The sequence below is a fragment of the Paraburkholderia sp. J67 genome (assembly GCF_905220265.1).
Classification (GTDB): domain Bacteria; phylum Pseudomonadota; class Gammaproteobacteria; order Burkholderiales; family Burkholderiaceae; genus Paraburkholderia.
Genome location: NZ_CAJMZK010000007.1, coordinates 291,024 through 317,844, shown reverse-complemented (window position 1 = coordinate 317,844; position 26,821 = coordinate 291,024). Strand labels below are relative to the sequence as shown.

25 protein-coding genes are annotated in these 26,821 nt (G+C 64.4%); 15 read left to right on the top strand and 10 right to left on the bottom strand.

Features of this window, described 5'->3' with window-relative positions; genetic code table 11:
• The first annotated feature begins 15 nt into the window (after positions 1 to 15).
• The gene (locus U5782_RS16650; RefSeq protein WP_322044937.1) at positions 16 to 1,986 is read left to right on the top strand and encodes an amylo-alpha-1,6-glucosidase; all 1,971 of its coding nucleotides are present in this window, start codon (positions 16 to 18) and stop codon (positions 1,984 to 1,986) included.
• 109 nt (positions 1,987 to 2,095) lie between these two features.
• Positions 2,096 to 4,810 (top strand): MGH1-like glycoside hydrolase domain-containing protein, encoded by a 2,715-nt coding sequence (locus tag U5782_RS16645; protein WP_322044936.1) that lies wholly within the window; start codon positions 2,096 to 2,098, stop codon positions 4,808 to 4,810.
• A gap of 9 nt (positions 4,811 to 4,819) precedes the next feature.
• Here the strand turns inward: U5782_RS16645 and U5782_RS16640 are convergent, their stop codons facing one another.
• Both U5782_RS16640 and U5782_RS16635 read right to left on the bottom strand, forming a co-directional pair.
• On the bottom strand, positions 4,820 to 5,287 hold the full coding sequence (locus U5782_RS16640) for a YaiI/YqxD family protein (protein ID WP_322044935.1): 468 nt from the start codon (positions 5,285 to 5,287) through the stop codon (positions 4,820 to 4,822).
• A gap of 92 nt (positions 5,288 to 5,379) precedes the next feature.
• Positions 5,380 to 5,514: a hypothetical protein gene (locus tag U5782_RS16635; protein WP_322044934.1), complete on the bottom strand. Its 135-nt coding sequence runs from the start codon at positions 5,512 to 5,514 to the stop codon at positions 5,380 to 5,382.
• Between the two features lie 166 nt (positions 5,515 to 5,680).
• Between U5782_RS16635 and U5782_RS16630 the strand changes: the two genes are divergently transcribed.
• From U5782_RS16630 to U5782_RS16610, 5 genes are all read left to right on the top strand, one after another.
• Positions 5,681 to 6,604 carry a LysR family transcriptional regulator gene (locus U5782_RS16630; RefSeq protein WP_322044933.1) on the top strand — a complete coding sequence of 308 codons (924 nt, stop codon included), beginning with the start codon at positions 5,681 to 5,683 and terminating at the stop codon, positions 6,602 to 6,604.
• Positions 6,605 to 6,622: 18 nt separating this feature from the next.
• Positions 6,623 to 7,522 carry a LysR family transcriptional regulator gene (locus U5782_RS16625; protein WP_322044932.1) on the top strand — a complete coding sequence of 300 codons (900 nt, stop codon included), beginning with the start codon at positions 6,623 to 6,625 and terminating at the stop codon, positions 7,520 to 7,522.
• 131 nt (positions 7,523 to 7,653) lie between these two features.
• Positions 7,654 to 7,947: an antibiotic biosynthesis monooxygenase gene (locus U5782_RS16620; RefSeq protein ID WP_322044931.1), complete on the top strand. Its 294-nt coding sequence runs from the start codon at positions 7,654 to 7,656 to the stop codon at positions 7,945 to 7,947.
• Between the two features lie 63 nt (positions 7,948 to 8,010).
• Positions 8,011 to 9,024 (top strand): zinc-binding alcohol dehydrogenase family protein, encoded by a 1,014-nt coding sequence (locus U5782_RS16615; RefSeq protein WP_322044968.1) that lies wholly within the window; start codon positions 8,011 to 8,013, stop codon positions 9,022 to 9,024.
• 127 nt (positions 9,025 to 9,151) lie between these two features.
• Entirely contained in the window at positions 9,152 to 10,075 is a 924-nt protein-coding gene (locus U5782_RS16610) for a LysR family transcriptional regulator (protein ID WP_322044930.1), read from the top strand.
• A gap of 74 nt (positions 10,076 to 10,149) precedes the next feature.
• Here the strand turns inward: U5782_RS16610 and U5782_RS16605 are convergent, their stop codons facing one another.
• Both U5782_RS16605 and U5782_RS16600 read right to left on the bottom strand, forming a co-directional pair.
• Complete coding sequence (locus U5782_RS16605; protein ID WP_322044929.1) at positions 10,150 to 10,548, bottom strand: nuclear transport factor 2 family protein; 399 nt, start codon at positions 10,546 to 10,548, stop codon at positions 10,150 to 10,152.
• 146 nt (positions 10,549 to 10,694) lie between these two features.
• Entirely contained in the window at positions 10,695 to 12,197 is a 1,503-nt protein-coding gene (locus tag U5782_RS16600) for an oligopeptide:H+ symporter (protein ID WP_322044928.1), read from the bottom strand.
• Between the two features lie 346 nt (positions 12,198 to 12,543).
• On the opposite strand from U5782_RS16600, the gene U5782_RS16595 reads away from it, so the two are divergent.
• From U5782_RS16595 to U5782_RS16565, 7 genes are all read left to right on the top strand, one after another.
• Positions 12,544 to 13,119 carry a cupin domain-containing protein gene (locus tag U5782_RS16595; RefSeq protein WP_322044967.1) on the top strand — a complete coding sequence of 192 codons (576 nt, stop codon included), beginning with the start codon at positions 12,544 to 12,546 and terminating at the stop codon, positions 13,117 to 13,119.
• A 185-nt stretch (positions 13,120 to 13,304) separates the two neighbouring features.
• Entirely contained in the window at positions 13,305 to 14,921 is a 1,617-nt protein-coding gene (locus U5782_RS16590; protein WP_322044927.1) for a peptide ABC transporter substrate-binding protein, read from the top strand.
• A gap of 16 nt (positions 14,922 to 14,937) precedes the next feature.
• Positions 14,938 to 15,876, top strand: a complete 939-nt coding sequence (locus tag U5782_RS16585; RefSeq protein WP_322044926.1) for an ABC transporter permease subunit — start codon at positions 14,938 to 14,940, stop codon at positions 15,874 to 15,876.
• Positions 15,877 to 15,956: 80 nt separating this feature from the next.
• Positions 15,957 to 16,790: an ABC transporter permease gene (locus U5782_RS16580; protein WP_322044966.1), complete on the top strand. Its 834-nt coding sequence runs from the start codon at positions 15,957 to 15,959 to the stop codon at positions 16,788 to 16,790.
• Between the two features lies 1 nt (position 16,791).
• The gene (locus U5782_RS16575) at positions 16,792 to 17,787 is read left to right on the top strand and encodes an ABC transporter ATP-binding protein (RefSeq protein WP_322044925.1); all 996 of its coding nucleotides are present in this window, start codon (positions 16,792 to 16,794) and stop codon (positions 17,785 to 17,787) included.
• On the top strand, positions 17,784 to 18,848 hold the full coding sequence (locus tag U5782_RS16570; RefSeq protein WP_322044924.1) for an oligopeptide/dipeptide ABC transporter ATP-binding protein: 1,065 nt from the start codon (positions 17,784 to 17,786) through the stop codon (positions 18,846 to 18,848). Before U5782_RS16575 ends, U5782_RS16570 begins: the two co-directional genes overlap by 4 nt.
• 189 nt (positions 18,849 to 19,037) lie before the next feature.
• Positions 19,038 to 20,627: an OprD family outer membrane porin gene (locus U5782_RS16565; protein WP_322044965.1), complete on the top strand. Its 1,590-nt coding sequence runs from the start codon at positions 19,038 to 19,040 to the stop codon at positions 20,625 to 20,627.
• Between the two features lie 95 nt (positions 20,628 to 20,722).
• Here the strand turns inward: U5782_RS16565 and U5782_RS16560 are convergent, their stop codons facing one another.
• From U5782_RS16560 to U5782_RS16550, 3 genes are read right to left on the bottom strand one after another with little or no spacing between them, the layout of a single operon-like run.
• Positions 20,723 to 21,892, bottom strand: coding sequence for a LysM peptidoglycan-binding domain-containing protein (locus tag U5782_RS16560; RefSeq protein ID WP_322044923.1), 1,170 nt, complete (start codon positions 21,890 to 21,892; stop codon positions 20,723 to 20,725).
• A gap of 11 nt (positions 21,893 to 21,903) precedes the next feature.
• Complete coding sequence (locus U5782_RS16555) at positions 21,904 to 22,917, bottom strand: hypothetical protein (protein WP_322044922.1); 1,014 nt, start codon at positions 22,915 to 22,917, stop codon at positions 21,904 to 21,906.
• Positions 22,910 to 23,581 (bottom strand): hypothetical protein, encoded by a 672-nt coding sequence (locus tag U5782_RS16550; protein WP_322044921.1) that lies wholly within the window; start codon positions 23,579 to 23,581, stop codon positions 22,910 to 22,912. The genes U5782_RS16555 and U5782_RS16550 overlap by 8 nt, the downstream gene beginning before the upstream one ends.
• Positions 23,582 to 24,182: 601 nt before the next feature.
• On the opposite strand from U5782_RS16550, the gene U5782_RS16545 reads away from it, so the two are divergent.
• Positions 24,183 to 25,274 (top strand): aromatic ring-hydroxylating dioxygenase subunit alpha, encoded by a 1,092-nt coding sequence (locus tag U5782_RS16545; protein ID WP_322044920.1) that lies wholly within the window; start codon positions 24,183 to 24,185, stop codon positions 25,272 to 25,274.
• 26 nt (positions 25,275 to 25,300) lie between these two features.
• Here U5782_RS16545 and U5782_RS16540 read toward each other — a convergent pair whose 3' ends face one another.
• From U5782_RS16540 to copC, 3 genes are all read right to left on the bottom strand, one after another.
• On the bottom strand, positions 25,301 to 25,720 hold the full coding sequence (locus U5782_RS16540) for a DUF1801 domain-containing protein (protein ID WP_322044919.1): 420 nt from the start codon (positions 25,718 to 25,720) through the stop codon (positions 25,301 to 25,303).
• Between the two features lie 50 nt (positions 25,721 to 25,770).
• Complete coding sequence (locus tag U5782_RS16535) at positions 25,771 to 26,352, bottom strand: hypothetical protein (protein WP_322044918.1); 582 nt, start codon at positions 26,350 to 26,352, stop codon at positions 25,771 to 25,773.
• Between the two features lie 91 nt (positions 26,353 to 26,443).
• A complete protein-coding gene (gene copC, locus U5782_RS16530; RefSeq protein WP_322044917.1) occupies positions 26,444 to 26,806 on the bottom strand; it encodes a copper homeostasis periplasmic binding protein CopC in 363 nt (120 codons plus the stop codon).
• Between the last annotated feature and the right edge of the window lie 15 nt (positions 26,807 to 26,821).

Sequence of the window (26,821 nt, the reverse complement as noted above, 5' to 3'; positions counted from 1 at the left end):
GCGTGAGGCCCAGCCATGACGCGTCTGGCCAGCCCGATCGACGCGGACCGCCTCGACGACGAATGGCTCGAGGCGGACGGCGCGGGCGGCTTCGCGTCGGGCACGCCCGGCACCGCGCGCACGCGCCGCTATCACGCGCTGCTGCTTGCGGCCACGCAGCCGCCCACGGGGCGCGTGGCGCTCGTGAGCGGCATCGAAGCGTGGCTCGAAGACGGCGAGCGCAAGATCGCGCTGACGGCGCAGCGCTACGCGCCCGATCTGCTCTCCGTCGATATCACGCCCTACCTCGCGAGCTTCGACACCTTGCCGTGGCCGACATGGCGCTACCGGCTGGACGGCGGTGCGGTCCTCATCGCCGAAGTGTTCGTGGCGAAGGCGAGCCGCGAGACCGTGTTGCGCTGGCGTCTTGAGGCGCCAGCCGGAACGCCTGACGATACCCACGCAATCACCCTGAAAGTCCGCCTGCTGATCTCGGGCCGCGACTATCACGGGTTACATCACGAGAATCCATCGTTCGCGTTCGATGCCCAGATCGACGGCGAGCGGGTGCGCTGGCAACCCTACGGCAATCTCCCCGCGATCGTGGCGCTCTCGAACGGCCGCTATACGCACGCACCGGACTGGTATCGCAACTTCTGCTACACGCGCGAACAGGAGCGCGGTCTCGACTTTGTCGAAGACCTTGCGACGCCAGGCGTGTTCTCGTTCGACCTTGGCAAAGGGGACGCGGTCCTGCTGCTGCGTGCATCCATGCGCGACGCCAACGATGAGAACGATGAAAGCGCTTCAAGCCGCGCGCAGCGGCTCGCGGGCCTCGAAGCCTTGCGCCGTGTGTCGCGGGGCTCGCGCCTGCACGGCTCGGCCAATGCCTACGTCGTTGCGCGTGGCGATGGCCGAACGATCGTCGCGGGCTACCCCTGGTTCACCGACTGGGGGCGCGACACCTTCATCGCCATGCGTGGCCTCCTGCTCGCGAGTGGCCGCACGGAGGATCACGAGGCTGCCGGCGCGATCCTGCTCGAATGGTCGACGACGGTTTCCGAAGGCATGCTGCCCAACCGTTTCCCCGACGTAGGCGGCATGCCCGAATACAACTCGGTCGACGCCTCGCTATGGTTCGTAATCGCGGTGCACGACTTCTTCGCGGCGGCGAATGTGCCACCGGAAACGCGGCGAGTGCTGCAAGGCGCGGTCGACGCCATTCTCGACGGCTATGCGCGCGGCACGCGTTACGGGATCGCCGCGGACCCCCGCGATGGCCTGCTGCGAGCGGGCGTGCCAGGCGTGCAACTCACGTGGATGGACGCGAAGGCGGGCGGTTGGGTCGTCACGCCGCGCATGGGCAAGCCGGTCGAAATCCAGGCGCTATGGATCAACGCGCTGCGCATCGCGAGCGCGTGGGATGCGCGCTGGCATGAACTCGAAGCGCGCGCGAGCGCTGCGTTTGCGGCGCGTTACGTCGATGCCGCCACGGGCGCGCTGGCCGATGTGATCGACGTCGATCATGTCGACGGCAAGATCGACCGCGCGATCCGGCCCAATCAGATTTTTGCGGTGGGCGGCCTGCCGTTCGCTCTGCTCGAAGGCGACGCGGCGCGCGCCGTGCTCGCGCAGGTCGAGGCGCATCTGCTCACGCCGATGGGCTTGCGCACGCTCGCGCCAACCGATCCCGCGTATCGCGGCCAATATCGCGGCGGCGTGCTGGAGCGCGACGGCGCGTATCACCAGGGCACGGTGTGGCCCTGGCTGCTCGGTCCGTTCGTCGATGCCTGGCTGCGTGTTTACGGCGATGATGCGGCGCAGCGAGCGAATGCGCACGCGCGCTTCGTCGCGCCCCTGCTCGCGCATCTCGACCACGCCGGGCTCGATCACATCAGCGAAGTCGCCGATGGCGACGCGCCGCACAGGCCGGGCGGCACGCCGTTCCAGGCGTGGTCGCTCGGCGAGTTGCTGCGCATCCTTGAACGGCTAGGCGAGCGCGGCTAGCGCGGGTCTTGCCGCCGCGCTGCGGCTCTGCTGGCAAACCGCGTAGCATGAGGCTCTCGACGCGCCGGAGCGTCGTCCATCGCCCGCCGCTCGACGGGAAGGGGATCCCATGCTGCAACGTGCCGCCGGTCTCAACCTCACTGCCGAAGGCCAGCGCCTGTATTCGGACGACTACGCCCGCTGGCAGCGCTGGGGCCCTTACCTGAGCGAGCGCCAGTGGGGCACGGTGCGCGAAGACTATAGCGAGTACGGCACCGCCTGGGATTACTTCCCGCACGATCACGCGCGCATGCGCGCCTATCGCTGGGGTGAAGATGGTCTTGCCGGTTTCGCCGACGAGCGGCTCGGCTGGTGCGTGTCGCTCGCGTTATGGAACGGCCACGATGCGATCCTCAAGGAGCGGCTGTTCGGCCTCACGAACCAGCAGGGCAATCACGGCGAGGACGTGAAGGAGTTGTACTTCTACCTCGACGGCACGCCGACGCATTCGTATATGCGCATGCTCTACAAGTACCCGCATGCGGCGTTTCCCTATCAGGATCTGATCGACGAGAACGCGCGGCGCGCCACCACGCTGCCCGAATACGAGATCCTCGATACCGGCGTGTTCGACGACGAACAATATTTCGATGTGCAGATCGAATACGCGAAGCACACGCCGGAAGACATGGTCATGCGTGTGACGGTGGAGAATCGCGCCGGGCACCATGCCTCGCTCGATGTGCTGCCGCAGATCTGGGCGCGCAATACGTGGTCGTGGAAGAACCAGAGCGGCAAGCCCTCGCTCACGCGCGTTTCATCGGCCGGGAAGGAGGGGGAGCACGTTGTTGCGCGGGGCGATCGGCACGAGCCGCTGGTCGTCACGGCCGAATCGAAAGACGGCCAGGTCGAGTGGCTTTTCTGCGAGAACGACACCAACGTGCAACGGCTCTTTGGCATGAACGGCGTCGGGCCGTTCAAGGACGGCTTCAACGACTATGTCGTGCACGGCGAAGAAGGGGCGATTCGCCGCGACGCGGGCACGAAGGCCGCCGCCCGCGTGCATGTCGAACTGGCCGCGTACGGTCGCGCCGTCGTCACGTTTCGCTGGCGGCCGCTGTCCGTGCCGAAGGAGGAGGTGCCGCTCGACATCGACGCACTCTTTGCCCAACGTCTTGCCGAGGCCGACGCGTTCTACGACGCGCTGCAACGCGACATCGAAAGCGCCGACGCGCGCCTCGTGCAGCGCCAGGCGCTGGCAGGCATGCTGTGGTCGAAGCAGTACTACGAGTACGACGTGCACCGCTGGATCGAAGGCGATCCGCTGCAACCGGTGCCGCCCGCGAGTCGCCAGTACGGGCGCAACGCGGACTGGCGGCATCTGTGCAACGGCGACATTCTGTCGATGCCCGACAAGTGGGAGTACCCGTGGTACGCCTCCTGGGATCTCGCGTTCCAGGCGGTGGCGTTCGCGCTGGTCGATCCGATGTTCGCGAAGAAGCAGATGCTGTTGCTCGTGAAGGATCGCTACCAGCATCCCAACGGCCAGCTGCCCGCGTATGAATGGGCTTTCGGCGATGCGAATCCGCCGGTGCACGCGTGGGCGGCGTGGCGTGTCTATGAGATCGACCGCTCGATCACGGGTCATGGGGATCGCGAATTTCTCGAACTGATCTTCCACAAGCTGCTGCTGAATTTCTCGTGGTGGGTGAACCGCAAGGACGCCGACGGCCACAACATCTTTCAGGGCGGTTTTCTCGGACTCGATAACGTTGGTATCTTCGACCGGTCTTCGCCGCTGCCAACAGGCGGCCGGCTCGATCAGGCCGACGGCACCGCCTGGATGGCGGCCTATGCGCTGGACCTGATGCGCATTGCGCTGGAACTCGCGTTTGCCAATCACGTATTCGTCGATATCGGCGTGAAGTTCTTCGAGCACTTCCTGTACATCGCAGGCGCGGTGAGTTGCGACGATGGCTGCGATACGGGCCTGTGGGATAGCGTCGACGAGTTCTTCTACGACAAGCTGCGCTTGCCCGACGGCACCATCGAGCCGTTGCGGATGCGCTCGATCGTCGGCCTGATTCCGCTTTTCGCGGTACGTGTGCTGGAGGAGCAGGTGCATGGCGGCCTGCCGGGTCTGCGCGACCGGCTCGTCTGGTTCCTCGAACATCGCCCCGATCTGGCGCGGCTGGTTTCGCGCTGGAATCAGCCGGGCAAGGGCAATGCCTTGCTGCTCTCGCTATTGCGCGGGCATCGCATGAAGGCGCTGCTCAAGCGCGTGCTCGATGAAAGCGAATTCCTGTCCGCGCATGGCGTGCGCGCGCTGTCGCGCACGCATCTGGACGAGCCGTTCGTGTACCGTTACAACGGCTGCAATTTTGGCGTGAAGTATTTGCCGGGCGAATCCGATTCGCGCGTGTTCGGCGGCAATTCGAACTGGCGCGGCCCGATCTGGATGCCGGTGAATTATCTGCTGATTGAGTCGTTGTACGAGTTTCACCGCTATTACGGCGACGAATTTCTCGTCGAATATCCCACCGGGTCGGGCAAAAAACTCTCGCTTGCGCAGATCGCCGACGAACTGGCGCGGCGCATCACGACGCTGTTCTTGCTCGACGGCAAGAGCGAGCGTCCGGTAATGGGCGCTTATCCGCAACTCCAGGCCGACCCGCGCTGCCGCGACCTCGTGCTGTTCCATGAATACTTCCACGGCGACAATGGGCGCGGTATCGGCGCATCGCATCAGACGGGCTGGACCGGACTGGTCGCGTTGATGTTGCAGCCGCACGTCATGAGTCCGTCGGGCAATGTGCCCGCCGCGGGCGAACTCAAGGAAGCGTGATTGTCTCGCTTAGCTCGTCTTGCCGGGCGACGTGCCATGACGCGCGAGAAACCGGTCGAGCTGGCTCGCGAAGGTATTGCTGTCGCGTGTGGAGAACGGCGCGGGGCCGCCCGTTTCGATGCCCGCGCTGCGCAACTGGTCCATCACGTCGCGCATCGTCAGGCGTTCCTGGATCGTTTCCCGCGTGAACCAGTTGCCGCGTGGATCGAGCGCGTGGGCGCCCTTGTCGAGCACCGCGGCGGCAAGCGGAATGTCCGCGGTGACGACAAGGTCGCCCGCCGAGGCGAGTTCGACGATGCGGGCATCGGCAACGTCGAACCCCGCCGGAACCTGAATCGCCTTGATGAACGGCGACGGCGGCGTGCGCAGGTACTGATTGGCGACCAGCGTGACACAGACCTCGACGCGACGCGCGGCCCGAAACAACATGTCCTTGATGACCGACGGGCAAGCGTCAGCGTCGACGAAAATCTGCACGAGGGGGTGTCCGGAAATTCAAACGGCGATCATATAGCAAAAATCAGGCGAAAATGATCGCGCCCTCGTGAGAAAACGCTGGATCGCGCGCATTAGTGATGGCAGCGCGTTTCCCAGTGGTGATGGACCTTCACCTTGTGGCAATTGTGGTGATCGTAGGCGAAAGCCGGCTGGATCGCGGCAAGCGAGGCCGCCATCGTGGCGGCAATCAGAAGCCATTTCTTCATTGCAGATTCTCCCTGTAGTGAGGCGGCCGGAAAGGGTTGGCGAGGCCGCGCACTGCTGGAGCAATTGGCGCGCCTGGCCAGCCGCGCCTTGCCGGCCGCGCCTGACGCAACCGTGGTAGGGTGGCTGCCGGGCGGCATGCGGCCCCATCACCCCTAACCCCGGATCATGGACAATCTCGCAGACATACGGCTTTTCGTCGAAGCGGCCGGTCAGGGCAGCCTGTCGGCGGCTGGCAGGAAACTCGGGCTGTCGCCCGCCGCCGCCAGCGCGCGCCTCGTGAAGCTCGAAGGCGTGCTACGCACGCAACTCTTCGAGCGCTCCACGCGCAGGCTGCGCCTCACCGACGAAGGCCGCATCTATCTCGCGCATTGCCAGCATGCGCTGCAAACGCTCGAAGATGCACGCGCGGCGCTACAGGCGGGCCACGCCACGGTGGGCGGCGCGCTGCGCGTGTCGGCCACCTCGGACTTCGGGCGCGCCGTGCTGCGCCACTGGCTCGACGAGTTCAACGAGCAGCATCCTCAGGTCACGCTCACGCTGGTGCTCTCCGATTCGCTTTCGCATCTGTTGCAGGACGATATCGACATGGCGATCCGCTTCGGCGTGCCTGCGGATAGCGGCATGGTCGCGAAGCGTCTCGCCGACAATCGCCGCGCGCTGTGCGCGTCGCCCGACTATCTGGCCGCGCATGTCACGCCGCAGCATCCCGACGAACTAGGTGAGCTGGACTTCATCCTGCTCGCCTCTGCTTCAGGCGTGGCCAACCAATGGCGCTTTTCGCGCGGCGACGAGACCGCGTTGTTCACGGCGCCGCCCGAGCGCTCGCGGCAGACCAACGATGGCGCGCTTGCACGCGAATGGGCGATCGAAGGGCGCGGCGTGGTCATGAAGTCGATCTGGGATATCGGCGCGGATCTTCAGGCCGGGCGGCTGGCGTTGCTGCTGCCCGAATGGCGCTGCCCCGAGGTGCCCGTGAACGCGCTGTTCCAGCGCACGCCCTATATGGCGCCGCGCATACGCACCTTGCTTGATTTCCTCGAACAAAAATTCGATCAGGCATCCGAAGTATTGAAGCCTTATCTGTCGTAGGCTCGCTCCTTACCCTTCATGATCCGACTCGAAGACCTCGTGATTTTCGTTTCTGCCGCCGCCAATGGCAGTCTGTCCGCCGCCGCGCGCCAACTCGATCTCACGCCCGCCGTGGCGAGCGCGGGTCTCAAGCGGCTGGAGGCGGAACTGGGCGTGCGGCTGCTGGCCCGCTCGACGCGCAGCCTGCGCGTGACCGCCGACGGCGAGCGCTACCTCGAATTCGCGCGCAATGCCATCGAACAACTGGAGGCGGGGCAAAACGCCGTCGCGCATGGGCGCAAGATGATTGGCGGCACGGTGTCGTTGTCGATGCCTTCGGATCTCGGGCGCAACCTGCTGGTGGGCTGGCTCGACGCATTCCAGGCGCTGTATCCGGCCGTTTCGTTGCAGGTGCGCATTGGCGACCAGATCGCGGACATGTTCCGTGCGCCCATCGGTCTGGCGATCCGCTACGGCGTGCCCGAGGATTCGAGCCTCGTGGCGCTGCCGCTCGTGCCCGACAACCGGCGCGTGCTGTGCGCCACGCCCGATTACTTCGCGCGCCACGGCCGGCCTGCGACGCCCGCCGATCTGTCGCGCCATAACTGCCTGCGCTTCGCGTTGAGCGATACGCTGCACGACCGCTGGACCTTCTTCCACGACAACGAACCCGTCGTCGTGAGCGTGCACGGCAACCGCAGCAGCGACGACGGCGAACTCGTGCGCAAATGGGCGCTGGCGGGGCTGGGCCTCGCCTACAAGTCGCGCCTCGACGTCCTCGCCGATCTCAAGGCCGGTCTGCTGGAGAGCGCAATGGAGCACTACGGGACCGAACACGCGCCGCTCCATCTGGTTTGCGCGCATCGTGCGATGCTTTCGCCGACGGTCAGCGCCCTGCGCGACTTCCTTCAGCAGCGCTTCGCCGCCTACCTCGCCTGATTGGCCGGACTCTTCCCCGGCCGCATTTTCAATCCTGCGTTGAAACTGATTGCGCGCCTGCCTGCTGGGTTGGACGCGCGAATTCGCTCATCATGCCCCCATGACGAACAGCGAACGGGACGGAGGGCAAGGTGCTGATCGCAATCGCGCGTTTTCATTTGCGGCCCGAGCGGGCGATGGCGTTCGAGGCGGTATGGCAGATGGCGAGCCGTGTCCTGGCGAACCAGGGCGGCTATCGTGGGCACCGGCTCGGTCCTCAATGCGAAGACGCTGGCTGCTACGTGCTGGAGATCGAGTGGGACAGCCTCGATGCGCAAAGCGCCTTCATGGCGCACGCCGATTTCCCGCCGTTTTTGCGCATGCTCTGGCCGTACTTCGCGGCGGACCCCGAACTGATTCACTTCGAACCGCTGCATGGCTCTTGATGTCCCGTCGACGTTTCGCTGATTCGCCGTGCTTTTTCTTGCCGATATAACTGGAGCTACATGATGAAAGCGATTGGTTACCACCGCAGCCTGCCGATCACCGACCCCGACTCGCTGATCGATCTGGAACTGCCCGAGCCGACGCCGGGCGCCCACGATCTGCTCGTCGAAGTCCGCGCGGTCTCCGTCAACCCTGTAGATGCGAAGGTGCGTGCGCGCATGGCGCCCGAGGACGGTCAGGCCAAGGTGCTGGGTTGGGACGCGAGCGGCGTGGTGCGCGCCGTCGGCCCGCAGGTGACCCTCTTCAAGCCGGGCGACAAGGTCTGGTACGCCGGTTCGCTCGTGCGCCCGGGCACCAATAGCGAGCTGCATCTGGTGGACGAACGCATCGCGGGCCCGATGCCCGCGACGCTGGACTTCGCACAGGCCGCAGCATTGCCGCTCACCACCATCACCGCGTGGGAGTTGTTGTTCGATCGCCTTGGCGTGCCCGAAGGGAAGGACGCAAGCGGCAAGGCGCTGCTCGTGATCGGCGCGGCGGGCGGCGTGGGCTCGATCCTCGTGCAACTGGCGCGTCAACTGACCGGCCTCACGGTGATCGGCACGGCCTCGCGTCCCGAGACCGTGCAGTGGGTGAGCGAACTGGGCGCGCATCATGTGATCGACCATACGAAGCCGCTTTCGCAGGAACTCAAGCGCATCGGGATCGACGGTGTGGAGTACATCGCGAGCCTGAACCAGACGGATCATCACTTCGACGAGATCGTCGCTTCGATCAAGCCGCAAGGGCGTCTCGCGTTGATCGACGACCCCGAGGTATTCGACTTCCGCAAGCTCAAGAGCAAGAGCGTGTCGTTGCATTGGGAATTCATGTTCACGCGTTCGATGTTTGGCACGGCGGATCAGATTCGCCAGCACGAGTTGCTCGGCCGTGCCGCGCGCCTGATCGACGACGGTGTGTTGCGCACGACGCTCAACGAGCGCTTCGGCACGATCAACGCGGCGAATCTGCGCCGCGCCCATGAATTGATCGAGACCAATCGCGCACACGGCAAGATCGTGCTCGAAGGCTTCTGATCGCCTTCGATCCTCTCGGAGGCGTGTGGACGCCGGGATATACTTCGCTTCGTGAGCGGGCGCGCCGGTTGGCGCGCCCGCGTTATTTCATCCTTCATACGAAGCTTCGATCTTCCGGCGGTGACCCATGGACCTCGTCCAAAGCATGCGAGTCTTCATACGTGTCGTGGACGCGGGCAATTTCACCGCGGCGGCCAACGCGCTGAACACGACCACGGCCTATACCTCGCGCGCGGTGTCCGAGCTCGAAGCGCATCTGCGCACGCGCCTGTTCAATCGCACGACGCGCAAGATCACCCTCACTGAAGCGGGCGAGCGCTTTCTCTCGCGCAGCCGCCTGATCCTCGAGGATCTGGAGCAGGCCGAATCCGAGGCCCGCAACGCGACGCTCGTGCCCTCGGGGCGGCTGCGTATTCACTCGATGAGCGGCTTCGGCACGCGCTATGTGGTACCGCTCGTCACGCGTTACATGGAGCAGCAGCCGCTCGTCGAAGTGGATCTCACGCTGCATCAACGTATGCCGGACCTGCTCGAAGAAGGGCTCGACATTTCCATCGTGCTGGCGCAGTCGCTGAAAGAGTCGAACTATGTCTCGCGCACGCTCGGCAGCATCTTTAACGTCATGTGCGCGTCGCCGGAATATCTCGCCCGGCACGGCATGCCGCAGACGCTTGCGGACCTCGACCAGCATGCGTGCCTCAAGCTCGTGATGCCCTCGGGCGAATCGGAGTCGTGGGTATTCGAGAGCGACGCGGGCGTGGAAACTTTCGCGCCACAGAAGATGCCGTTTTCGGTGAATCTGCCCGAGGCGCTGGCGGAGGCGATCGCATGCGGCATGGGCGTGGGCGTGCTGCCGGTCTCGACCTTCGTGCGCGAACTCGCGGCCGGGCGCCTTGCGCGCGTACTGCCCGAGTACCGGCTCGATGTGCGCAACATCTACGCGATCTATCCTTCGCGCAAATACCTGGACGCGAAGGTGCGCACGTGGATCGAGTTCGTGAGCGAACATTTGCCGCCGTTGCTTGAAAGCGACACGGCGGCCATCGCGTAAGCGGTACTTAAGCCTTGTTTGATGAAGTATCGGGCAAGGCTGACCACTTGATTGCGTGCACAACCATCGTGCTTTTATGCACTCGTGTTGTGCAGGCGCGGCGCGCTCATCTTGAACCAGGCCTTCGCGATCTTGCCGTCGACGACCTCATAGACGGCGAGCACATCGACTTCGCCCACGCCTTCGGGAAAGTCGCGTGTGACGCGCTCCTGATCGATCACGGTATTGCCCACCACGCCCCGATGGAGCAGATGACCATGCAGATGCGGTTCTTCGAAGCGCGTGACATGACGCGCGCGAATCTGCTGTGCGCCGCTCGCGAGCAGGCGCGAGGGGAACTCGTAGTACTCGGCGTCGTCGGCCCAGCAGGCCATGAAAGTGTCGATATCGCGCGCGTTATAGGCGACGAGTTGCCGCTCGACGGGCGCGACGAGATCGGCGGGAAGGGTGTTGGGGAGGGGCGTATCGGGCATCGCGTCGTTTCCTTATATGAAAGAGCGTTGCCGATTCTAGCTTGCGAAGGAGCGGGCTGTGACCGGGATCGATGCGCGGGCAACGATCCCGGTCAAGAGAGGCGACCGGCGATGCAGGCATCGCCGGTTGCGGGGAGGCTGACGACTTACTTCGTCGCGAGTTCGCCTTCCACGGCGCTTTGTTCGGCTTGTTCTTGATGCGCGCGCGAGAGGCGGCCCATCAGCGGCAGCAGCAGGATCGCGAGCAGGGCGCCCGCGGCGGCGAGCCAGCCCAGACCATCGAACAGCTTCGTGTAAAGCGGCAGCGATTCGAGCGGCGAGAGATTGCCTTGCGGCATCTTCGCGAAGGTCGCGACCACGCTGCCCAGGTATTGCGACACGCCGGTGGCCACGAAGTACGCGCCCATCATGAAGCCGCTCATGCGAGCCGGCACGTAGCGCGCGATCATCGCAAGGCCCAGGCCGCTCACGAGCAGCTCACCCAGCGAGTAGAGGCCGTAGCCCGCCACCATGAACCACGACGACACGCGGCCGTCGACGGCGTAGCGGCCGCTCGCCGCGTAGACGAAGAAGCCCGCGGACACCACGACGAAGCCGAGCGCGTACTTGGCCGCAACCGGCACGTCGCCGCCACGGCTCGCGAGGCGCGAGTAGATCGTCGCGAGAATCGGGCTCATGACCATGATCCAGATGGGGTTGAGCGCCTGGAATTGCGCCGCGCTCCAGCTGAACAGCGTCGTGCCGAACAGGCGGAAGGCCGGATCGACGTTGTGCACCGCGAACAGCGTGAGCGAGGTGGACATCTGCTGATAGAACACGAAGAACAGGATCACCTGCAGCACGAGGATCAGCGCGGCCACGAGACCCGAGCGCTCCTGGCGCTCGCAGGTCATCAGCATCCAGCCGAAGATCGCGAGGATCGCCACGCCAGCGGTATAAACGCACGCCACGGCGAGCTTCTTGTCCTGCAGCACGAACATGGTGAGCGCGCCCAGCACGACGCCGCCCGCGAGCACCCACGCGAGACGCTTCCACTGGATCGGTTCCGCATCGGGAATCGAGCCGATCTGCGCGAGCGTGCGTTGCATCAGGAAGAAGTTGGCGATACCGAGCAGCATGCCGCCGCAGCAGACCGCGAAGGCCGCATGCCAGCCCCAGTGATCCTTGATCCACGGCGTGAGCAGCATCGACACCGTCGAGCCGATATTGACCGCCATGTAATAGATCGTGAACGCCGCGTCGATACGCGACTCGTCGCCTTCATAAATGCGGCGCACGAGATTGGCCGCGTTCGACTTGAAGAGACCGTTGCCGACCACGATCACGCCGAGCGAAGCGTACAGATGGCCGAGATGATCGTTAGGCAGTGCGAGCATGAAATAGCCCGCGAACAGAATGGCCGCGCCCAGCACCATCGAGCGGCGCGAGCCCAGCACGCGATCGCCGATCCAGCCCCCAATCGAGGGCGACGCATAGACGAGCGCAGCGAACGCGCCCCAGGTGAGCGTGGCGTGCTCTTCGTTAAAGCCCAGCCGCTCGACCATGAAGAGGACGAGCAGCGCCGCCATGCCGTAATAGCCAAAGCGCTCCCACATCTCGATCAGGAAAACCGTCGAGAAGGATCTCGTCCGTGAAACCGATGAATTCATTGTGACCTCAATTTGCTGCAAATTTGCTGCGATAGTGGCGATGACACGCGGGTTGCGTGCGAATGGGAAGCGGGCCGCAACTCACGCCGGAGTTGTGCCGCTGGTCAGGACGGCGCTTATGGCGCCAGGTGATGTCATATCTCCTCCTAGGTGAGTCTGCGGATCGCGCAGATACCAGGTTTACAATTTCATATTTGTCTGATCGTCCATCACAGTGACGGCGCGGATCTCGCTGACGCACTGTTTTGGTGCCGGATCCTATAAGGGAAATTTCGGCAAGGCGCAAGGGTATCAAACGAGATTTACTTATATCAAACAATTTTTGACGACAATTTACGTTCCTGATATGGTTTCTTCAAGTGGAAAGCAGGACCCGGCTGCGTTGGCGCTCGGCGAAAAGATCCGCGCACTGCGCCAGCGGCTGAGTCAGACGCTCGACCAGACGGCCACGGCGGCGGGTATTTCGAAGCCGTTTCTGTCACAAGTGGAGCGCGGTCTGGCTTCGCCGTCGTTGACCTCGCTCTCGGGTATTGCGCGGGCGTTGGGTGTGACGATGCAGTATTTCGTCGAAACGCCATCGGAGGAACGTTCGGTCAAGCGGGGTGATCAGCTCGAATTTTTCGGCTTCGCGCATTCGGCGAACCTGTTCGCCCGACTCACGAATTCCGCCGGAGGACGCCAGCTCGAATCGATCCTCGTGCGCCTGCCGGTGGGCAAGACGCGCGCGGAAGTCACCACGCACGCAGGGGAGGAGTTTCTCTACGTGATCGACGGTGAGTTGACGCTGGCACTGGAAGGCAAGTCGTTTGTGCTCCAGGCAGGAGACTCGGCACATTATCAGTCCACGGTGCCGCATAGCTGGGGCAACAATGGCAGCAAGGAAGCGGTGGTCGTCTGGGTTGGGACGCCACGGCTGTTTTAAGCGGGGAATAGCCGGAACATTCGAGGCATCGAATGTTTCCCTGTGTGTAATTGTAAGGATGACGAAATGAAGAACCCTCAACTGCTGCCAGCGCGAATATGACGCTGGCCGTTCCGGCTTAAGACGACGTGCGGGCCGCGCGCCGTCGGTTTCATTCGAATAAGACAAATACCCATCCCAAGATAATGAAAAAAACGTCCGTTCTGACGGCGGCGCTGGTTGCGCTCGCCCTTACCCAGGCAAACGTCGCATCCGCAGTCGCCATTCCCCACGGTGTCACCCTGGCCGCAAGCCAGGAGTTGACCCGCCAGGTCCCTGCCGAAGTCGAGTCGCTCGATCCGGCTCATATCGAATCCGCCACCGCCAACTCCATCGGCCTCGATCTGTTCGAAGGCCTCACGCGCATCGACGCGCAGGGCGCGGTCGTGCCTGGCGTCGCCAGCGCATGGACGCGCACGGCGCCCGATACGTGGCAATTCCATCTGCGCCACGACGCAAAGTGGAGCGACGGCCATCCCGTCACCGCCGGCGATTTCGTCTACGCCTGGCAGCGCGTGGTCGATCCGAAAACCGGCTCGCAGTACACCATCCTGGTGGAGTTCGTGAAGAACGCGCGCGCCGTGATCGCGGGCAAGATGCCGCCTTCGGCACTGGCCGTGCGCGCCATCGACCCCTACACGCTGGAAGTGAAGACCGAAGAGCCGGTGGCGTTCTTCCCCGAAGTGGCCGCGATGTCGACCCTCGTGCCCGTTGATCGCGCAACGATCGCCAAATTCGGCGATGCCTGGACGCGCCCCGGCAATCTCGTCAGCAACGGCGCGTATCAGCTCGCCGACTGGCAGCCGAACAACCGCCTCGTCGTGACGAAGGACCCGCACTACTGGAACGCCGCGCAGGTGCCTGTCACCAAAGTGACGTGGATGCCGGTGGAAAGCGACGAAACCGCCATGCGCATGTATCAGGCGGGCCAGTTCGATCTGACCTATTCGATTCCCTCGGGCCTGTTCGGCCAGATCTCGCATCAGTTCGCCCCGGACCTGAAGGCCGGTGTGCAGATTGCCACGTACTACTACGCATTGGATAACAACGATCCGGCGTTCCACGATCCGCGCGTGCGTCAGGCGCTCTCGATGGTGATCGACCGCGACCTGTTGACCTCGAAGCTCACCCAGGCGGGCGAGCAGCCGGCTTACGGCCTGATCGTCAAGGGCACCAAGGGTGCGCTGCCGTTCACGCCGGAATGGGCCGCATGGCCGATGAGCAAGCGTGTCGATTACGCACGCGGTCTGCTCAAGGCGGCGGGTTATTCGGATGCGAAGCCGCTTACCTTCACGCTCACCTATAACACCAGCGATCTGCACAAGAAGGTCGCACTGTTCGCCACGACCGAATGGCGCACCAAGCTCGGCGTGAATGTGAAGCTCGAAAACGTCGAATACAAGGTGCTGCTCAAGGAGCGTCACGAAGGCAAGGTGCAGGCCTCGCGCGACGGCTGGTTCGTGGACTACAACGACGCCATGTCGTACTTCGACCTGCTGCGCTGCGGCGGCGTGCAGAACGACGACCACTACTGCAATCCGAAGGTCGATGCGCTCGTGCAGCAGGCCAACAGCCAGCTCGACGACACGAAGCGCGAGCAACTGCTGACCCAGGCCCACACGACGGCGATGAACGACTATCCGATGATCCCGCTCTTCCAGTATTCGGCGGATCGTCTCGTGAAGCCTTACGTGGGCGGCTATTCGGCGACCAACTACGTGGACCAGCGCGCGTCGCAGGACATGTACATCATCCGTCACTGAGCACGCGGGGCACACCATGCTGGCTTATACGCTACGCCGCGTGATGTGGGCGGTGCCGACGGTGCTCTCCGTCATCACCGTCTGCTATCTGCTGCTGCACCTCACGCCCGGTGGTCCGTTCGACTCCGACAAGAAGCTCTCGGCGGAGGTGCTCGCCAACCTCAACGCGAAGTACCACCTCGACGAGCCGCTCTGGAAGCAGTATCTGGACTACCTGGGCGCGCTGCTGCACGGCGATCTCGGGCCGTCGCTGCGCTACACCGACTGGTCGGTCAACGATCTCGTGCGCCGCGCGCTGCCGGTGAGTTTGGGCATTGGCGGGATTTCGGTGCCGATCGCACTGGTGCTCGGCGTAGCGCTCGGCACGCTGGCCGCCGTGCGCCGCAACAGCCTCGTCGATCACTTCGTCATGCTGCTCGGCAATCTGGGCAACGTCGTGCCGCCCTTCGTGCTGGGGCCCGTGCTGGTCTGGATCTTCGCGGTCCTGCTCAAGACCAGTGCGGGCCAAAGCTGGCTGCCCGCGGGCGGCTGGGGAGACGGCGCCTGGTCCTATCGCGTGCTGCCCGTCGCGCTGCTGGTGATCATCAACATGGCGTCGATCGCGCGGGTGATGCGTGGCAGCCTGATCGAAGTGCTCTCGGGCAACTTCATCCGCACGGCGCGCGCCAAGGGCCTGCCCAACCGCACCATCGTCCTGCGCCATGCGCTGCGGCCCGCGCTCATGCCGGTGGTCTCGTTGCTCGGTTCCGTGTGCATTTCGTCGATCACGGCGGCGGTCGTGACCGAATCGGTGTTCGCCCTGCCGGGCCTCGGCCAGCTCATCGTGAACGGCGCGATCAATCGCGATTACACGCTGGTGCTCGGACTCGTTGTTCTCACAACGGTCGTGGCCGTCCTGTTCAACCTGCTCGTCGACCTCGCTTACGCGTGGCTCGATCCGCGCATTCGCTACTGATCCAGGTCCGTCCCATCATGAATAGCCAATCCTCCTCTGCGGCGCAGGCCGCACAGGCGGCGGGTGGCGCTGCGCGCCGCATGCCGCCCGCGCTCGCGCGCTTCCTGCGCCACCGCGCGGCGCTCGCGAGCCTCGTGATCCTGTTGCTGATCGCGCTCGCGTGCTTCGTCGGTCCGCTGCTGCTGCCGAACGCCCCGGCCGACAGCGACTGGTCCGCCATCAGCCTCGCTCCCACCTTGCAGGGCACACACTGGTTCGGCACCGACGAACTCGGCCGCGACCTGCTGGCCCGCACGCTCGTGGGCGGGCGCGTGTCGCTCGAAGTCGGTCTGCTCGGCACGCTCGTGACGGCGCTGTTCGGCGTCGCCTACGGCGCGACCTCGGGCTACCTCGGCGGGCGCGTGGACGCCACGATGATGCGCATCGTCGACATGATGTACGCGATCCCCTACATGCTGATCGCGATCCTCATGATGACGCTGTTCGGACGCGCGTTCTATCTCGTCGTGCTGACGATCAGCGCGTTTTCGTGGCTCGACATGGCGCGCGTGGTGCGCGGCCAGACGCTCTCGCTGCGCACGCGTGAATTCATCGACGCGGCGCGCGCCATCGGCGTGCGGCCCGCCGTCATCATCGCGCGTCATATCGTGCCGAATCTCGCGGGCATCGTCGCCGTCTATGCGACCGTCACCGTGCCCAACATCATCCTCACCGAGTCCGTGCTGTCGTTCCTCGGCCTTGGCGTGCAGGAACCGATGACGAGCTGGGGCGTGCTGATCGAAGACGGCGCGCAGAAGCTCGAAGCGATGCCCTGGCTGCTGCTGTGTCCCGCGCTGATGCTGTGCGCGACGCTTTACTGCGTGAACTTCGTGGGCGATGGCCTGCGCGACGCATTCGACCCGAAGGAGCGCTGACATGGCCCTGCTGGAAGTCAAGGACCTGAGCGTGACGTTCGCGCGGCGCGATGGCGGCGCCGACGCACCGAGCGTCACCGTGGTCGACAAGGTGTCGTTTTCGCTCGAAGCGGGCGCGACGCTCGGCATCGTCGGCGAATCGGGCTCGGGCAAGAGCCAGACCGTGATGGCGCTGCTCGGCCTGCTCGCGGGCAACGGCCGCGCGAGCGGCGAGGCGCTCTATCGCGGCGAGAACCTGCTGACGATGAAGCCCGCCGCGCTCAACCGCATTCGCGGCAGCCGCATCGGCATGGTGTTCCAGGACCCGATGACCTCGCTCAATCCGTTCCTCACGATCGAGCGGCAGATGACCGAGACGCTGGAGCTGCACCGTGGCGCGTCGCGCCGCGAGGCGCGCAAGCTCGCCATCGAGGCGCTGGAGCGCGTGCGCATTCCCGACGCGGCGCGCCGCATCGGCATGTATCCGCATGAGTTTTCGGGCGGCATGCGCCAGCGCGTGCTGATCGCCGCCGCGCTGATGATGGAGCCGGACGTCCTGATCGCCGACGAACCGACGACGGCGCTCGACGTGACCGTCCAGGCGCAGATCATCGAATTGCTGCGCGAACTGAACCGCGAAAACGGCACGGCCATCGTGCTCATCACGCACGACATGGGCGTGGTGGCGGAGTTGTGCGACGACGCGATGGTGATGTACGCGGGCCGCACGGTGGAGCGCGCGAGCGTGCGCGAGTTGTTCGGTCGACCGTTGCATCCGTACACCACGGGTTTGCTGGGCGCGCTGCCGCGCCTCGATATGCCGCTGGATCAGCCGATGCAGACGATCCCCGGCAATCCGCCGATGCCTGGCCGGATCGGCGCGGGTTGCGCATTCGCGCCGCGTTGCGCAAGCGCGATGGCGCGTTGCCATGAGGCGAGGCCCACGCTCGAAACGATTGGCGAGCGCGTACGCGCCTGCCATCTGCCCGTCGAATCGCTTTACGGAGTGCCTGCATGAACCCGACCGCACAAATCGTCGCCAATGCGCAGGCCCATGCTGACAAAAACGCGGATGAGACCTTGCTGAGCGTGCGTGACCTCAAGGTCCAGTTTCGCGTCGCGAAGGGCGGCTGGCCGTGGCAGAAGGCCCAGTTGCGCGCGCTCGACGGCGTCTCGTTCGACGTGCGCCGTGGCGAAACGCTGGGTCTCGTCGGCGAGTCGGGCTGCGGCAAGTCCACGCTCGCGCGTGCGCTGATCGGCCTTGCGCCCGTGACCTCGGGCAGCGTGAACTGGCGCGGCAAGGAAACCGTGCGGGGCGCACGCCGCGACCTGAGCACGCTGCGCCGCGACGTGCAGATGATCTTTCAGGACCCCCTGGCATCGCTCGACCCGCGCATGAGTATCGGCGAGATCGTCGCGGAGCCGCTGAAGACGCATGCGCCGGGACTCGGGCGTACCGAGATCGAGCGCCGCGTGCTCGCGATGATCGAGCGTGTCGGCCTCAATGCGCAGCATCTGCCGCGTCGCGCCCACGAATTCTCGGGCGGTCAGTGCCAGCGTGTCGGCATCGCGCGCGCGCTGATCGGCGAGCCGCGTCTCGTGATCTGCGACGAGCCCGTTTCGGCGCTCGATGTCTCGATCCAGGCGCAGATCGTCAATCTGCTGCGCGACCTGCAACGCGAGCTATCGCTTTCGCTGCTGTTCGTCGCGCACGATCTCGCGGTCGTGAAGGCGATCAGTCATCGCGTGATGGTGATGTATCTGGGCCGCGTGATGGAGCTGGGTTCGCGCGAGACCGTCTATGACGCGCCGCGTCATCCCTATACGCAGGCGCTGCTCGCGGCCGTGCCGCTGGCCGATCCCGACGCGGCGCGCGCGCGCCGTGTGCCGCTGCTCGCGGGCGACATGCCTTCGCCGCTCAATCCGCCTTCGGGCTGCGCATTTCACACGCGCTGTCCGAAAGCCACGCAGCGTTGCGCGAGCGAGAAGCCAGCGCTGCGCTCGATCGGATCGGGCGCTGCGTTGCGTGGCGAAGTCGCGTGCTGGGAGGCGTCGGCGCTGCTGGGCGCCACTGCTTGAGGCCGTCACTGGCCAGGACCTGAGAGAAGAACAGGCGACGCGGGGACAACACTCGCGCCGCAACCGCATTTCGCGGCGTGGCTGACCGCTACGCCGTGGAATTTGGCCGCCGCGCTACCGCCGGCGGCCTAGGGGATCGGAGGGTACACCGCCCGACGATCCAGCATATAACGACGTGAAGACAAAATGATGAAAACAGATCGCAGGAAAAACAAGGCGACATCGACGATCATGCTGGCCGCATTGGGCTTGCCGCTTGGCGTGAGCGCGCAGGCCTGGGCCGATGACACCCCACAGGCGGCGACCCTGCAAGCGCAGGCGATTACCCCGCAGGCGGATGCGAAGGCCGTCGACAAGAAGGCGCAGGCAACCGCGCAGAACGGCACGATCGTGGTGGCGCAGGCCAATGTGCCGCCCGCGAATGGGGCGTCCGCACAAGGTCAAGCCCAGAACGGCGCGCTGCTGCTGGCGGCAGGCTCGCCCGACCAGAGCGCGAACCGCGTGACGGTGGCGAATAACGCGCCGCAGGCCCAATCGAGCCAGGCGCGCAGCAATGGTTTTATCGGCGACAGCCACCTCACCATCAATCTGCGCAACTACGCGGACCAGCTCGACATGCAGGGTGGTCCGCATCGTCACGCGTGGATTCAATCGGCGCAGGTCAACTATGAATCGGGCTTCACGCAAGGGCTGATCGGCCTGGGCGTGGATGCCTCGCTGTTCGGCGCGCTCAAGCTCGACGGCGGCGCGGGCGCGGGCAACATGGTGCACGTCGGCAAGGATGGCGGCGGTTCCAACCAGCTCGCGTGGGCCTATCCCGGCATGTACGACGTGAAGGCGCGCATCTCGGACACGGTGGTCAAGTACGGTCTTCAGCAGGTCGTCAACCCGTTCATGGAGCCGCACGACAATCGTTCGCTGCCGCCGACCTTCCTCGGCTTGTCGGTCGTGAGCAAGGACGTGACGGATGTGATGCTCGAAGGCGGCAGCTTCACGCGCGCCAACGATCGCGGTCACACCAACCTGAGCAACCTCACGAGCTCGTACGGCGGTGTGCGTATCGACCGCCTGAGCTACGTGGGCGGTACGTGGGACTACGCCAAGGGCGGTACGCTCTCGCTCTACGCCGATCAGGCCGATGACGTCTGGCGCCAGTACTACGGGTCGGTTGAGCAGAGCATCGGCGATCCTTCGACGATCAAGTGGACCGGCTTCGGCAACGTCTATTCGACGCACAATACGGGCGATTCGAAGGAAGGCGAGATCAACAACAACGCGATCAGTTTCTCGATTTCGGCGCAGCACGGCCCGCACTCGATCCTGTTCGGCTACCAGCACATCATCGGCAACCAGTTCTTCGATTACCTGAACGAGACCAACGGCATCTATCTCGTGAACTCGATGGACGTGGACTACAACGCACCGCACGAGCAATCGTTCCAGGCGCGTTATACGTTCGACGGCAAGTACGCGGGGCTGCCCGGCGTGAAGGCGATGTTCTGGTATCTGACCGGCTGGGGCGCGGATGCGTCGGCCGAAGCGCAGATCAACGCGTCGACGTCGAGCCCGCTGCACGACCTGTACTGGAAGGACGGCCAGCCCGTGCACGGCACGCACCACGAATTCGGTTTCGTGCCGTCGTACACGCTGCAAAGCGGCCGCTTCAAGGACACGAAGGTCACCTTCATCGCCATGTGGCACCACGGCTCGAAGTACTACTCGGACGCGAGCAACATGGAATACCGCCTCGTGATCAACATGCCGATCAAGGTGTTCTGATCGGCACGTCAAGCGCCACGGTATGAAAAACGGGGCTATGCGCGGCAGTCTGCGCATAGCCCCGTTGTCTTTCGGGCGGTGCTCGAAAGCAGGTATTAACGCACCGGAATGATGAGTTGTTCGCCGACCAGAATCAGATTCGGGTTCGGCAGGTTGTTGCGGCGCTGGATGTCCCGATAGCGCGCGCCGGCGCCCAGTTGCGCGGCGGCGATGGTGTTGAGCGTGTCGCCGCGCCGCACTGCATAGGTGTGCTCACCATGACCGGCCGCGATCACATCGGCCTGATCGCTGCGGAAGTATTTGCGCAGCAGGTCCAGATACGCGGGCGATTGCTTCACGCGGCCGATTGCGCTGTTCAGATACACCAGCAGATTCTGGTCGTTCGCACGCACGCCAATCTTGTAGCTGATCGACGATCCATCGAGTTTGGTCTGCGCGAACTTGAGATCGCTGCCCTTGATGGATTCGACGGCGAACGGGTAGTCGTAAATGAACGCGTCGACCTGATGCCCGTCGATGGCCTTGGTGATGAACTGGTCGTCGGCGTCGTTGACTTCGACGAACTGCGTGTTCGGGAACTGGCGCGTGACGAAGGCCTTCACGTCGGGGTCGCCTTGCAGAACGCCCACGGTCTTGCCTGCGAGGTCCGCCGCCGAATGGATCGCCGAACCCTTCTGCACGATCAGCGCATAGCCGAAGTCGTCCAGATACGGATTCGTGTAGAGCACGCCTGCGGGCGTGTTGTCGGGGAAGGTCAGGCCGTCCATCGCGATGTCTACGGTTGGCGTGCCGTTGTCGGTCGTCAGCAACTGGCGCGGTACATCCTTGTAGGCGCTCACTTCGTGATGCGTGTCGATGGTGATAGGCCCGTTGGCGCTGAATTCGGGTTCGCCGAACAACAGCTTGGCGAACTCGTAGTTGAAGCCGTGGGGCGTACCGTTGGTTTCGCCATAGATCGGCTCGCTCGGGTTCTCTACCGAAATGCGCACGACGTGGTTTTGCAGGATCTGCTGCCGCGTGTCCGCGTTGGGCGTGAAGCTGGCGGGAATCGGTTGCGGCGCCACAGGCTGCGGCACGGCGGTCTGCGCCGATTGCGGGGCGGCAGGCGTGGATTGCGAGCTATTGCCGACGTCGAGCGCGGCCCCGGGCTGCGTGTCGCCATGCTTGCCGATCAGGCCATGTTGCCAGGCATAGTACGCGCCGTAGACGATCGCGACACTTGCGACGAGGCCGAGGAAGCGCTTCGCACCAGTGGTCAACTGCATGAGTGGACTCCTTAGTTTTTGTAGCGGGTGTAATCGATCGGGCCGGGCGTCGGTGTTTGCCCCTTCGCAGACGCAGCATGCCCCGGTTCGGTCAGGCGCGCGGCAGGCGTGAAGTCGATCTGCCGGCTGTTGAGGTCGGCGAGCAGTTGCAGGCCGCGTTCGGTATCGGCGTCGTCGCGGATCTCCACCGCGTCGATCACCTTCACGCTGTCCTGCACATACGCGCGCATTTCGCCCATTTTTGCGGCGGTGTCATCGTTGATGTAGTCGACCAGCATGTCGCGCAACTCGTTGACCGTGGTCGTGCGGCTGAACGCACGCCGAAAGCCGCGCCAGGCTTCGGTCATCGAATTCACGGCCTCGTATTCCTTGACCTTGAGGCGGATCTTGAATTCGGCTTCGTCCTGCATGCGCCGGAAGGCGTTTTCGGCTTCCACCAGATTGTTGTAGGTCGCGTTCAGTTCGTCGTAGACCTTGCCGGTGCGCTGGATCGCGGCATCGAGCTGGCCAATGCGACGCGCGTGCGAATTGATCTCTTCCTGCGGACGATTCTTGCGCGCCATCGCCAGCGCTTCGCGCTTGAGTTGCTCCTGCTCTTCCTTGAACTCCTCGATGGTTCGGCGCACGGCTTCGACGCGCCCGCCGCCTTTGACACGCGCGTCGGAGGCCTCGTCGATCATCTTGGCGATTTCCTTGGAGAGGATGCGCTCCGTGGCCGCCGGATCGTATTTGATGATCGAATAGGTGAGCCCTTTCATGAGCAACTGATAGGCGAGCCAGAGGCGGCTGCGCAGCGTGGAGTCGAATACCAGCACGTAGACGAGACCCACGGCAATCGCGCCGAAAAAGACCGCCGCGGCCGTGTTCTCCATCAGCCTCGCGATATAAGGCATGACCTTGCCCGCGCCCCAGACGAGGCCGCCGAGCGCCGCCACGCCCACCACCATGCCGACGCCGCCTTCCTTCGTATCCCAGAACGAGCGCACGCGCTTCTTGATGCCGGTTGTGACGATATCGTTAGCCATGTGCCGATTCTCCAAGATAGCCCTGAAGCTTCTTCACGATGCCGTCATATTTCTGCACGAGCGTCGAGCGCACCGACTCGAAGTCGATCTTGGCCTTCGCCAGTCCCGCCGTCTTGCTGGTGATGGACTTGCTCACCTCATCCTTCTGCGCGTTTTTCTCAGCAAGCTGGCGGGCGAGTGCGCCGATCTCGTCGTTCAGGCGCGTCTCCTGTTCGCGCAGCGAGGCGATCTCCGCTTCGGAGCGCGTGACGAAGGCGCTAGCGAAGTGTTGCTGCTCCTTGGCGAGCACGTCGGCGTGGGAATTGACGGCGCCAAGCAGCGTGTCGAGGTTGGTCTTCACGCCCAGCAGCGCCGCGCGATAGCGCTGCTGCTCGTCCGGCACGGCTGCGGCGATCGACTGGCTCATCTCGGCGAAGGCGCGGTAGGGCGCATAGGCCGGATTGTCCTGAATGAGCGTGTCGATGCGCTTTTCGAGGTCGGCGACATCGAGTCCGCTTGCAGCGCCGGGTTGCCCCGCCGACGCGGGTTGAGTGTCTTGAGCCGTGCGCGTGGCGCTGGCTGTCGAATGGCTTTCGGCCTCGGGCGTGGGCGATTCAGCGGACGAAGCCGACTCGTCCACGATCACCAGATTCACCACCTTCTTGAGACCTTCTGGAATTTTCATTCAGTCCTCTCTGGGTGTTTGCTGACGACGCAACGACTATTGCGCGCTCATTGTGCGCCGCCCACAACGAAAATCAAGAGGCGCTTGAGCGGTCGAGCATAGCTGCTATGCGCACAGCATGATCTTGAAAATATGCACGATGATTCGATGTGACAGTTGGATGGCTGTTGAAGCGCGAAGCAGGGGATGCACACGTCATCATCGATACTTCTGTAAATGATTCGGTATGCGAAATAATGTGCGAGGCCAGGCGATCAGAAAATGTGGGCGCCGTCATGCAGACGCCTGATAGCGCCGCCGCGCCAGCGGGAAAAGTCTGCCGAATCCGCCGGGTGGTCGCTTACGGGTATGTCCCAACCCGAGCCCGCGAGGAAGGCGTGACGCAACGCGTTACGATATCCGGTGCAACAACGAAATGACCATCCGCGCCACGCGTTAGGGGTGCGGGCACTCATATTGCTACACAAAAAGATTTGCGGCGCCCAGAGCCGCCAGCGAAGGCCATGGCATTCCAGTACCATGCATGGCAGGAGCCGCCGCGTGGCCGAAAGGCTGGAGGCTCGTCGGCGGCGGGCGTCCGTTCTGCAAGGAGACATCACGCATGCGTGCAATGCCTTATCTAGACGGCTCCACCAGCGAAGCCCCGGTGCGCGATCTTCGCCGCGTGCCTATTCATCCCGATTACTGGTATCCGCTCGCCTGGTCGCGGGAACTCAAGGCTGGCAAGGCGCTGGGCGTGCATTTCGCGGGCGATCCGATCGTGCTGGTGCGCACGCAATCGGGCAAGGTGTTCGCGCTGGAGGACCGCTGCGCGCACCGCCAGGTGCCGCTGCACAAGGGCGTGGTCGACGGCGAGTCGCTGCGCTGCGGCTATCACGGCTGGACCTACGACTGCTCCGGCCAGTGCGTCGACGTGCCGTATCTTGGCCGCGAGCGCCTGCCCAACGGCGTGCGCGCCTACCCGTGCCGCGAGGCGCACGGCATGATCTTCGTGTTTCCCGGCGATGCCGCGCTGGCCGAAGAGCGCCCGGTGCCGTCGCTCGCCTCGGCGGAAAACAAGGCGTACAAGACGCGCCGCTTCGGGCGCGCGGTCAAGTGCCACTACTCGTTCATGCACGAGAACCTGATGGACATGAACCACCAGTTCCTGCACCGCCGCCAGATGGGCCAGATGCGCGCGCGCTCGCTGGGCCGCCGGCGCGGCGACGGCTGGATCGAGGTGGACTACACCTTCAAACGTATGGAGGGCAAGCAGCCCAGGGGCGAGGCGCTGGTGTTCGGCGCGGGCAAGCAGCGCGAGGACAAGAGCGACGTGATGACCATCCGTACGCAATACCCGTATCAGACGCTACAGATCCGTTCGGGCGACGACACACTCGTGATGGACCTGTGGATCGTCTATGTGCCGCTCGACGCGCAGCAGCGCACGAACCGCACCTTCGGGATGCTGTCGATCCGGCGGCCTTCCGTGCCGTTTTTGCTCGACGCCGCCTGGCCCCTGCTGGTGTGGTTCACGGAGCGCATCTTCGCGGAGGATCGCGCCATTGTCGAGCTCGAACAGGCCGCGCACGACCAGCAGGGCGCCGACTGGAACCATGAGGTCTTCCCGGTCATCAACGAACTGCGCGATCTGATGCGCACCTTGGGCGCGCGCACGGTCATTCCGATCCGTGCGGTGACGGACCTCGCATGATGTGACTTAAGGTGACTTGAGGTAACTCAGGCGCCCGCTTTCGCACGCGGCTTTGCGGCGGTTTTGGCGGGCGCCTTCTTCGCCTTCTTGAGCTGATTGAATTCGATGGCGGCGCGAATCAGCGCCTTGAGTGCGCGCGCATTGACCTTGTCGCCTTCGAAGAAGTCGATCGCCCGCCGCGCGTTGCCCTCCAGCCCCGCATTGAAGAGACCCTCCGGGTCCGGCAGGCTCGCGCCGTACTGGAAGGTCAGCTTCACCTTGCCCTTGTGCGCGTTCGCCACGGCGATGATGCCGTCGCGCGACCAGACGGGGCTGCCCATCCACTTCCATTCCTCGACGATGTCCTTGTCCGCCGCGAGAATCGTCTTGCGAACGTTGGCAAACGTATCGGCTCGCCAGTCGGCGATACCGGCGATCAGGGCGTCGATCTGTTCGGATGGGGTCATGATGTCTCCGCGCGCGTGTAAAAACTACAAACGACACGACTCCACATGCTTCAGTGAATGCTGCGTGCCGCCGTCCACAAATCCTGCGAGCCGATACCAGCATGCCACGCGTCGAATTGCGCGCGCCATGCCTCGAAGGGCTCGGTGAGCGGATGGCGTGGATCGCCGCTCAGCGAATACGCCATGCCTTCGATCAGCCAGCGGGGTTGGGTCGCGACCGCGAGATTGCCGAGCACTTCGGCCTGCCGGTAGTGAATCAGCTCGTGCGCCAGATAGAACGACTTCCAGCCGCGCGGCGCGACGATCACGCCGAAGTCGCCCACGGTTTGCGCCGCCTGCGCGCCAAGGCCGAACGCCTGCGCGCAGGCCGCGGTCGAGCAGAACACCACGCGCGGCGCGTCGCGGAACGGCCCGAGCGCGTCGCGTGCCGTCGCATAGCCCTCGCGATAGAGCGTGCGCGCGGCGTCGAAGCGGGCCGGGTTGTCGGTGCAGAGCGTGTCCTTGATGCAGAGGATGCCGGGCACGAGCGTCGGCGCGATCACACGCAGCGGCTTGACGAGAGCGAAGGCGGCCAGCGGCATGGCGACGAGCGCCGCTACGGCGATGCACAACAGGCGCTTCTTGATGGACATGGTGAGCAGCGGCGAGTTCAGGGTGCGGGCAAGCTTAGCATCGCTGCCCGCGCGCCGGATGCGACCGTGCCCGGACGTGCTCAAAGGTGCCTCAGTGCACCGTGAAGCTGTAGTGCCCCGTCGTGCGATGGCCGTCCGCGGCCACGGCGATCCACGTGACCTTGTACTGGCCCGCGCTCAGCGTATCGAGCGGCACCGACATGCGCTTCTTGTTGTTCGCATCGACGGCCGCCTTTTCGCGGATCACCGACTTGCCCGCCTTATCGACGACGTCGATCGAACTGAAGGCCGGTTCGAGCGCATCGTCGAAGTCGATCGTCACGGCGTTCTGCGCGCTCGTCACGTTCGCGCCGGCGGCCGGCTCCTGGTGGGTCGGGTAGGCATGGGCCCAGGCGAGTTGCGCGGCGCCGAGCGCGAGTGCGGCGGCGGCCAGGCGAATAGCGGCAAATTTCATTTCGGGTTCTCCTTG

What these genes read in the sequence shown, in the direction of transcription:
- U5782_RS16605 (WP_322044929.1), bottom strand. Translation starts at nt 10,548, where the DNA reads ATGCCCGATACGCCCCTCCCCAACACCCTTCCCGCCGATCTCGTCGCG.
- U5782_RS16595 (WP_322044967.1), top strand. Translation starts at nt 12,544, where the DNA reads ATGGTTTCTTCAAGTGGAAAGCAGGACCCGGCTGCGTTGGCGCTCGGC.
- U5782_RS16630 (WP_322044933.1), top strand. Translation starts at nt 5,681, where the DNA reads ATGGACAATCTCGCAGACATACGGCTTTTCGTCGAAGCGGCCGGTCAG.
- copC (WP_322044917.1), bottom strand. Translation starts at nt 26,806, where the DNA reads ATGAAATTTGCCGCTATTCGCCTGGCCGCCGCCGCACTCGCGCTCGGC.
- U5782_RS16650 (WP_322044937.1), top strand. Translation starts at nt 16, where the DNA reads ATGACGCGTCTGGCCAGCCCGATCGACGCGGACCGCCTCGACGACGAA.
- U5782_RS16580 (WP_322044966.1), top strand. Translation starts at nt 15,957, where the DNA reads ATGCCGCCCGCGCTCGCGCGCTTCCTGCGCCACCGCGCGGCGCTCGCG.
- U5782_RS16585 (WP_322044926.1), top strand. Translation starts at nt 14,938, where the DNA reads ATGCTGGCTTATACGCTACGCCGCGTGATGTGGGCGGTGCCGACGGTG.
- U5782_RS16600 (WP_322044928.1), bottom strand. Translation starts at nt 12,197, where the DNA reads ATGAATTCATCGGTTTCACGGACGAGATCCTTCTCGACGGTTTTCCTG.
- U5782_RS16540 (WP_322044919.1), bottom strand. Translation starts at nt 25,720, where the DNA reads ATGACCCCATCCGAACAGATCGACGCCCTGATCGCCGGTATCGCCGAC.
- U5782_RS16535 (WP_322044918.1), bottom strand. Translation starts at nt 26,352, where the DNA reads ATGTCCATCAAGAAGCGCCTGTTGTGCATCGCCGTAGCGGCGCTCGTC.
- U5782_RS16625 (WP_322044932.1), top strand. Translation starts at nt 6,623, where the DNA reads ATGATCCGACTCGAAGACCTCGTGATTTTCGTTTCTGCCGCCGCCAAT.
- U5782_RS16550 (WP_322044921.1), bottom strand. Translation starts at nt 23,581, where the DNA reads ATGAAAATTCCAGAAGGTCTCAAGAAGGTGGTGAATCTGGTGATCGTG.
- U5782_RS16565 (WP_322044965.1), top strand. Translation starts at nt 19,038, where the DNA reads ATGAAAACAGATCGCAGGAAAAACAAGGCGACATCGACGATCATGCTG.
- U5782_RS16555 (WP_322044922.1), bottom strand. Translation starts at nt 22,917, where the DNA reads ATGGCTAACGATATCGTCACAACCGGCATCAAGAAGCGCGTGCGCTCG.
- U5782_RS16615 (WP_322044968.1), top strand. Translation starts at nt 8,011, where the DNA reads ATGAAAGCGATTGGTTACCACCGCAGCCTGCCGATCACCGACCCCGAC.
- U5782_RS16560 (WP_322044923.1), bottom strand. Translation starts at nt 21,892, where the DNA reads ATGCAGTTGACCACTGGTGCGAAGCGCTTCCTCGGCCTCGTCGCAAGT.
- U5782_RS16635 (WP_322044934.1), bottom strand. Translation starts at nt 5,514, where the DNA reads ATGAAGAAATGGCTTCTGATTGCCGCCACGATGGCGGCCTCGCTTGCC.
- U5782_RS16610 (WP_322044930.1), top strand. Translation starts at nt 9,152, where the DNA reads ATGGACCTCGTCCAAAGCATGCGAGTCTTCATACGTGTCGTGGACGCG.
- U5782_RS16575 (WP_322044925.1), top strand. Translation starts at nt 16,792, where the DNA reads ATGGCCCTGCTGGAAGTCAAGGACCTGAGCGTGACGTTCGCGCGGCGC.
- U5782_RS16645 (WP_322044936.1), top strand. Translation starts at nt 2,096, where the DNA reads ATGCTGCAACGTGCCGCCGGTCTCAACCTCACTGCCGAAGGCCAGCGC.
- U5782_RS16570 (WP_322044924.1), top strand. Translation starts at nt 17,784, where the DNA reads ATGAACCCGACCGCACAAATCGTCGCCAATGCGCAGGCCCATGCTGAC.
- U5782_RS16545 (WP_322044920.1), top strand. Translation starts at nt 24,183, where the DNA reads ATGCGTGCAATGCCTTATCTAGACGGCTCCACCAGCGAAGCCCCGGTG.
- U5782_RS16590 (WP_322044927.1), top strand. Translation starts at nt 13,305, where the DNA reads ATGAAAAAAACGTCCGTTCTGACGGCGGCGCTGGTTGCGCTCGCCCTT.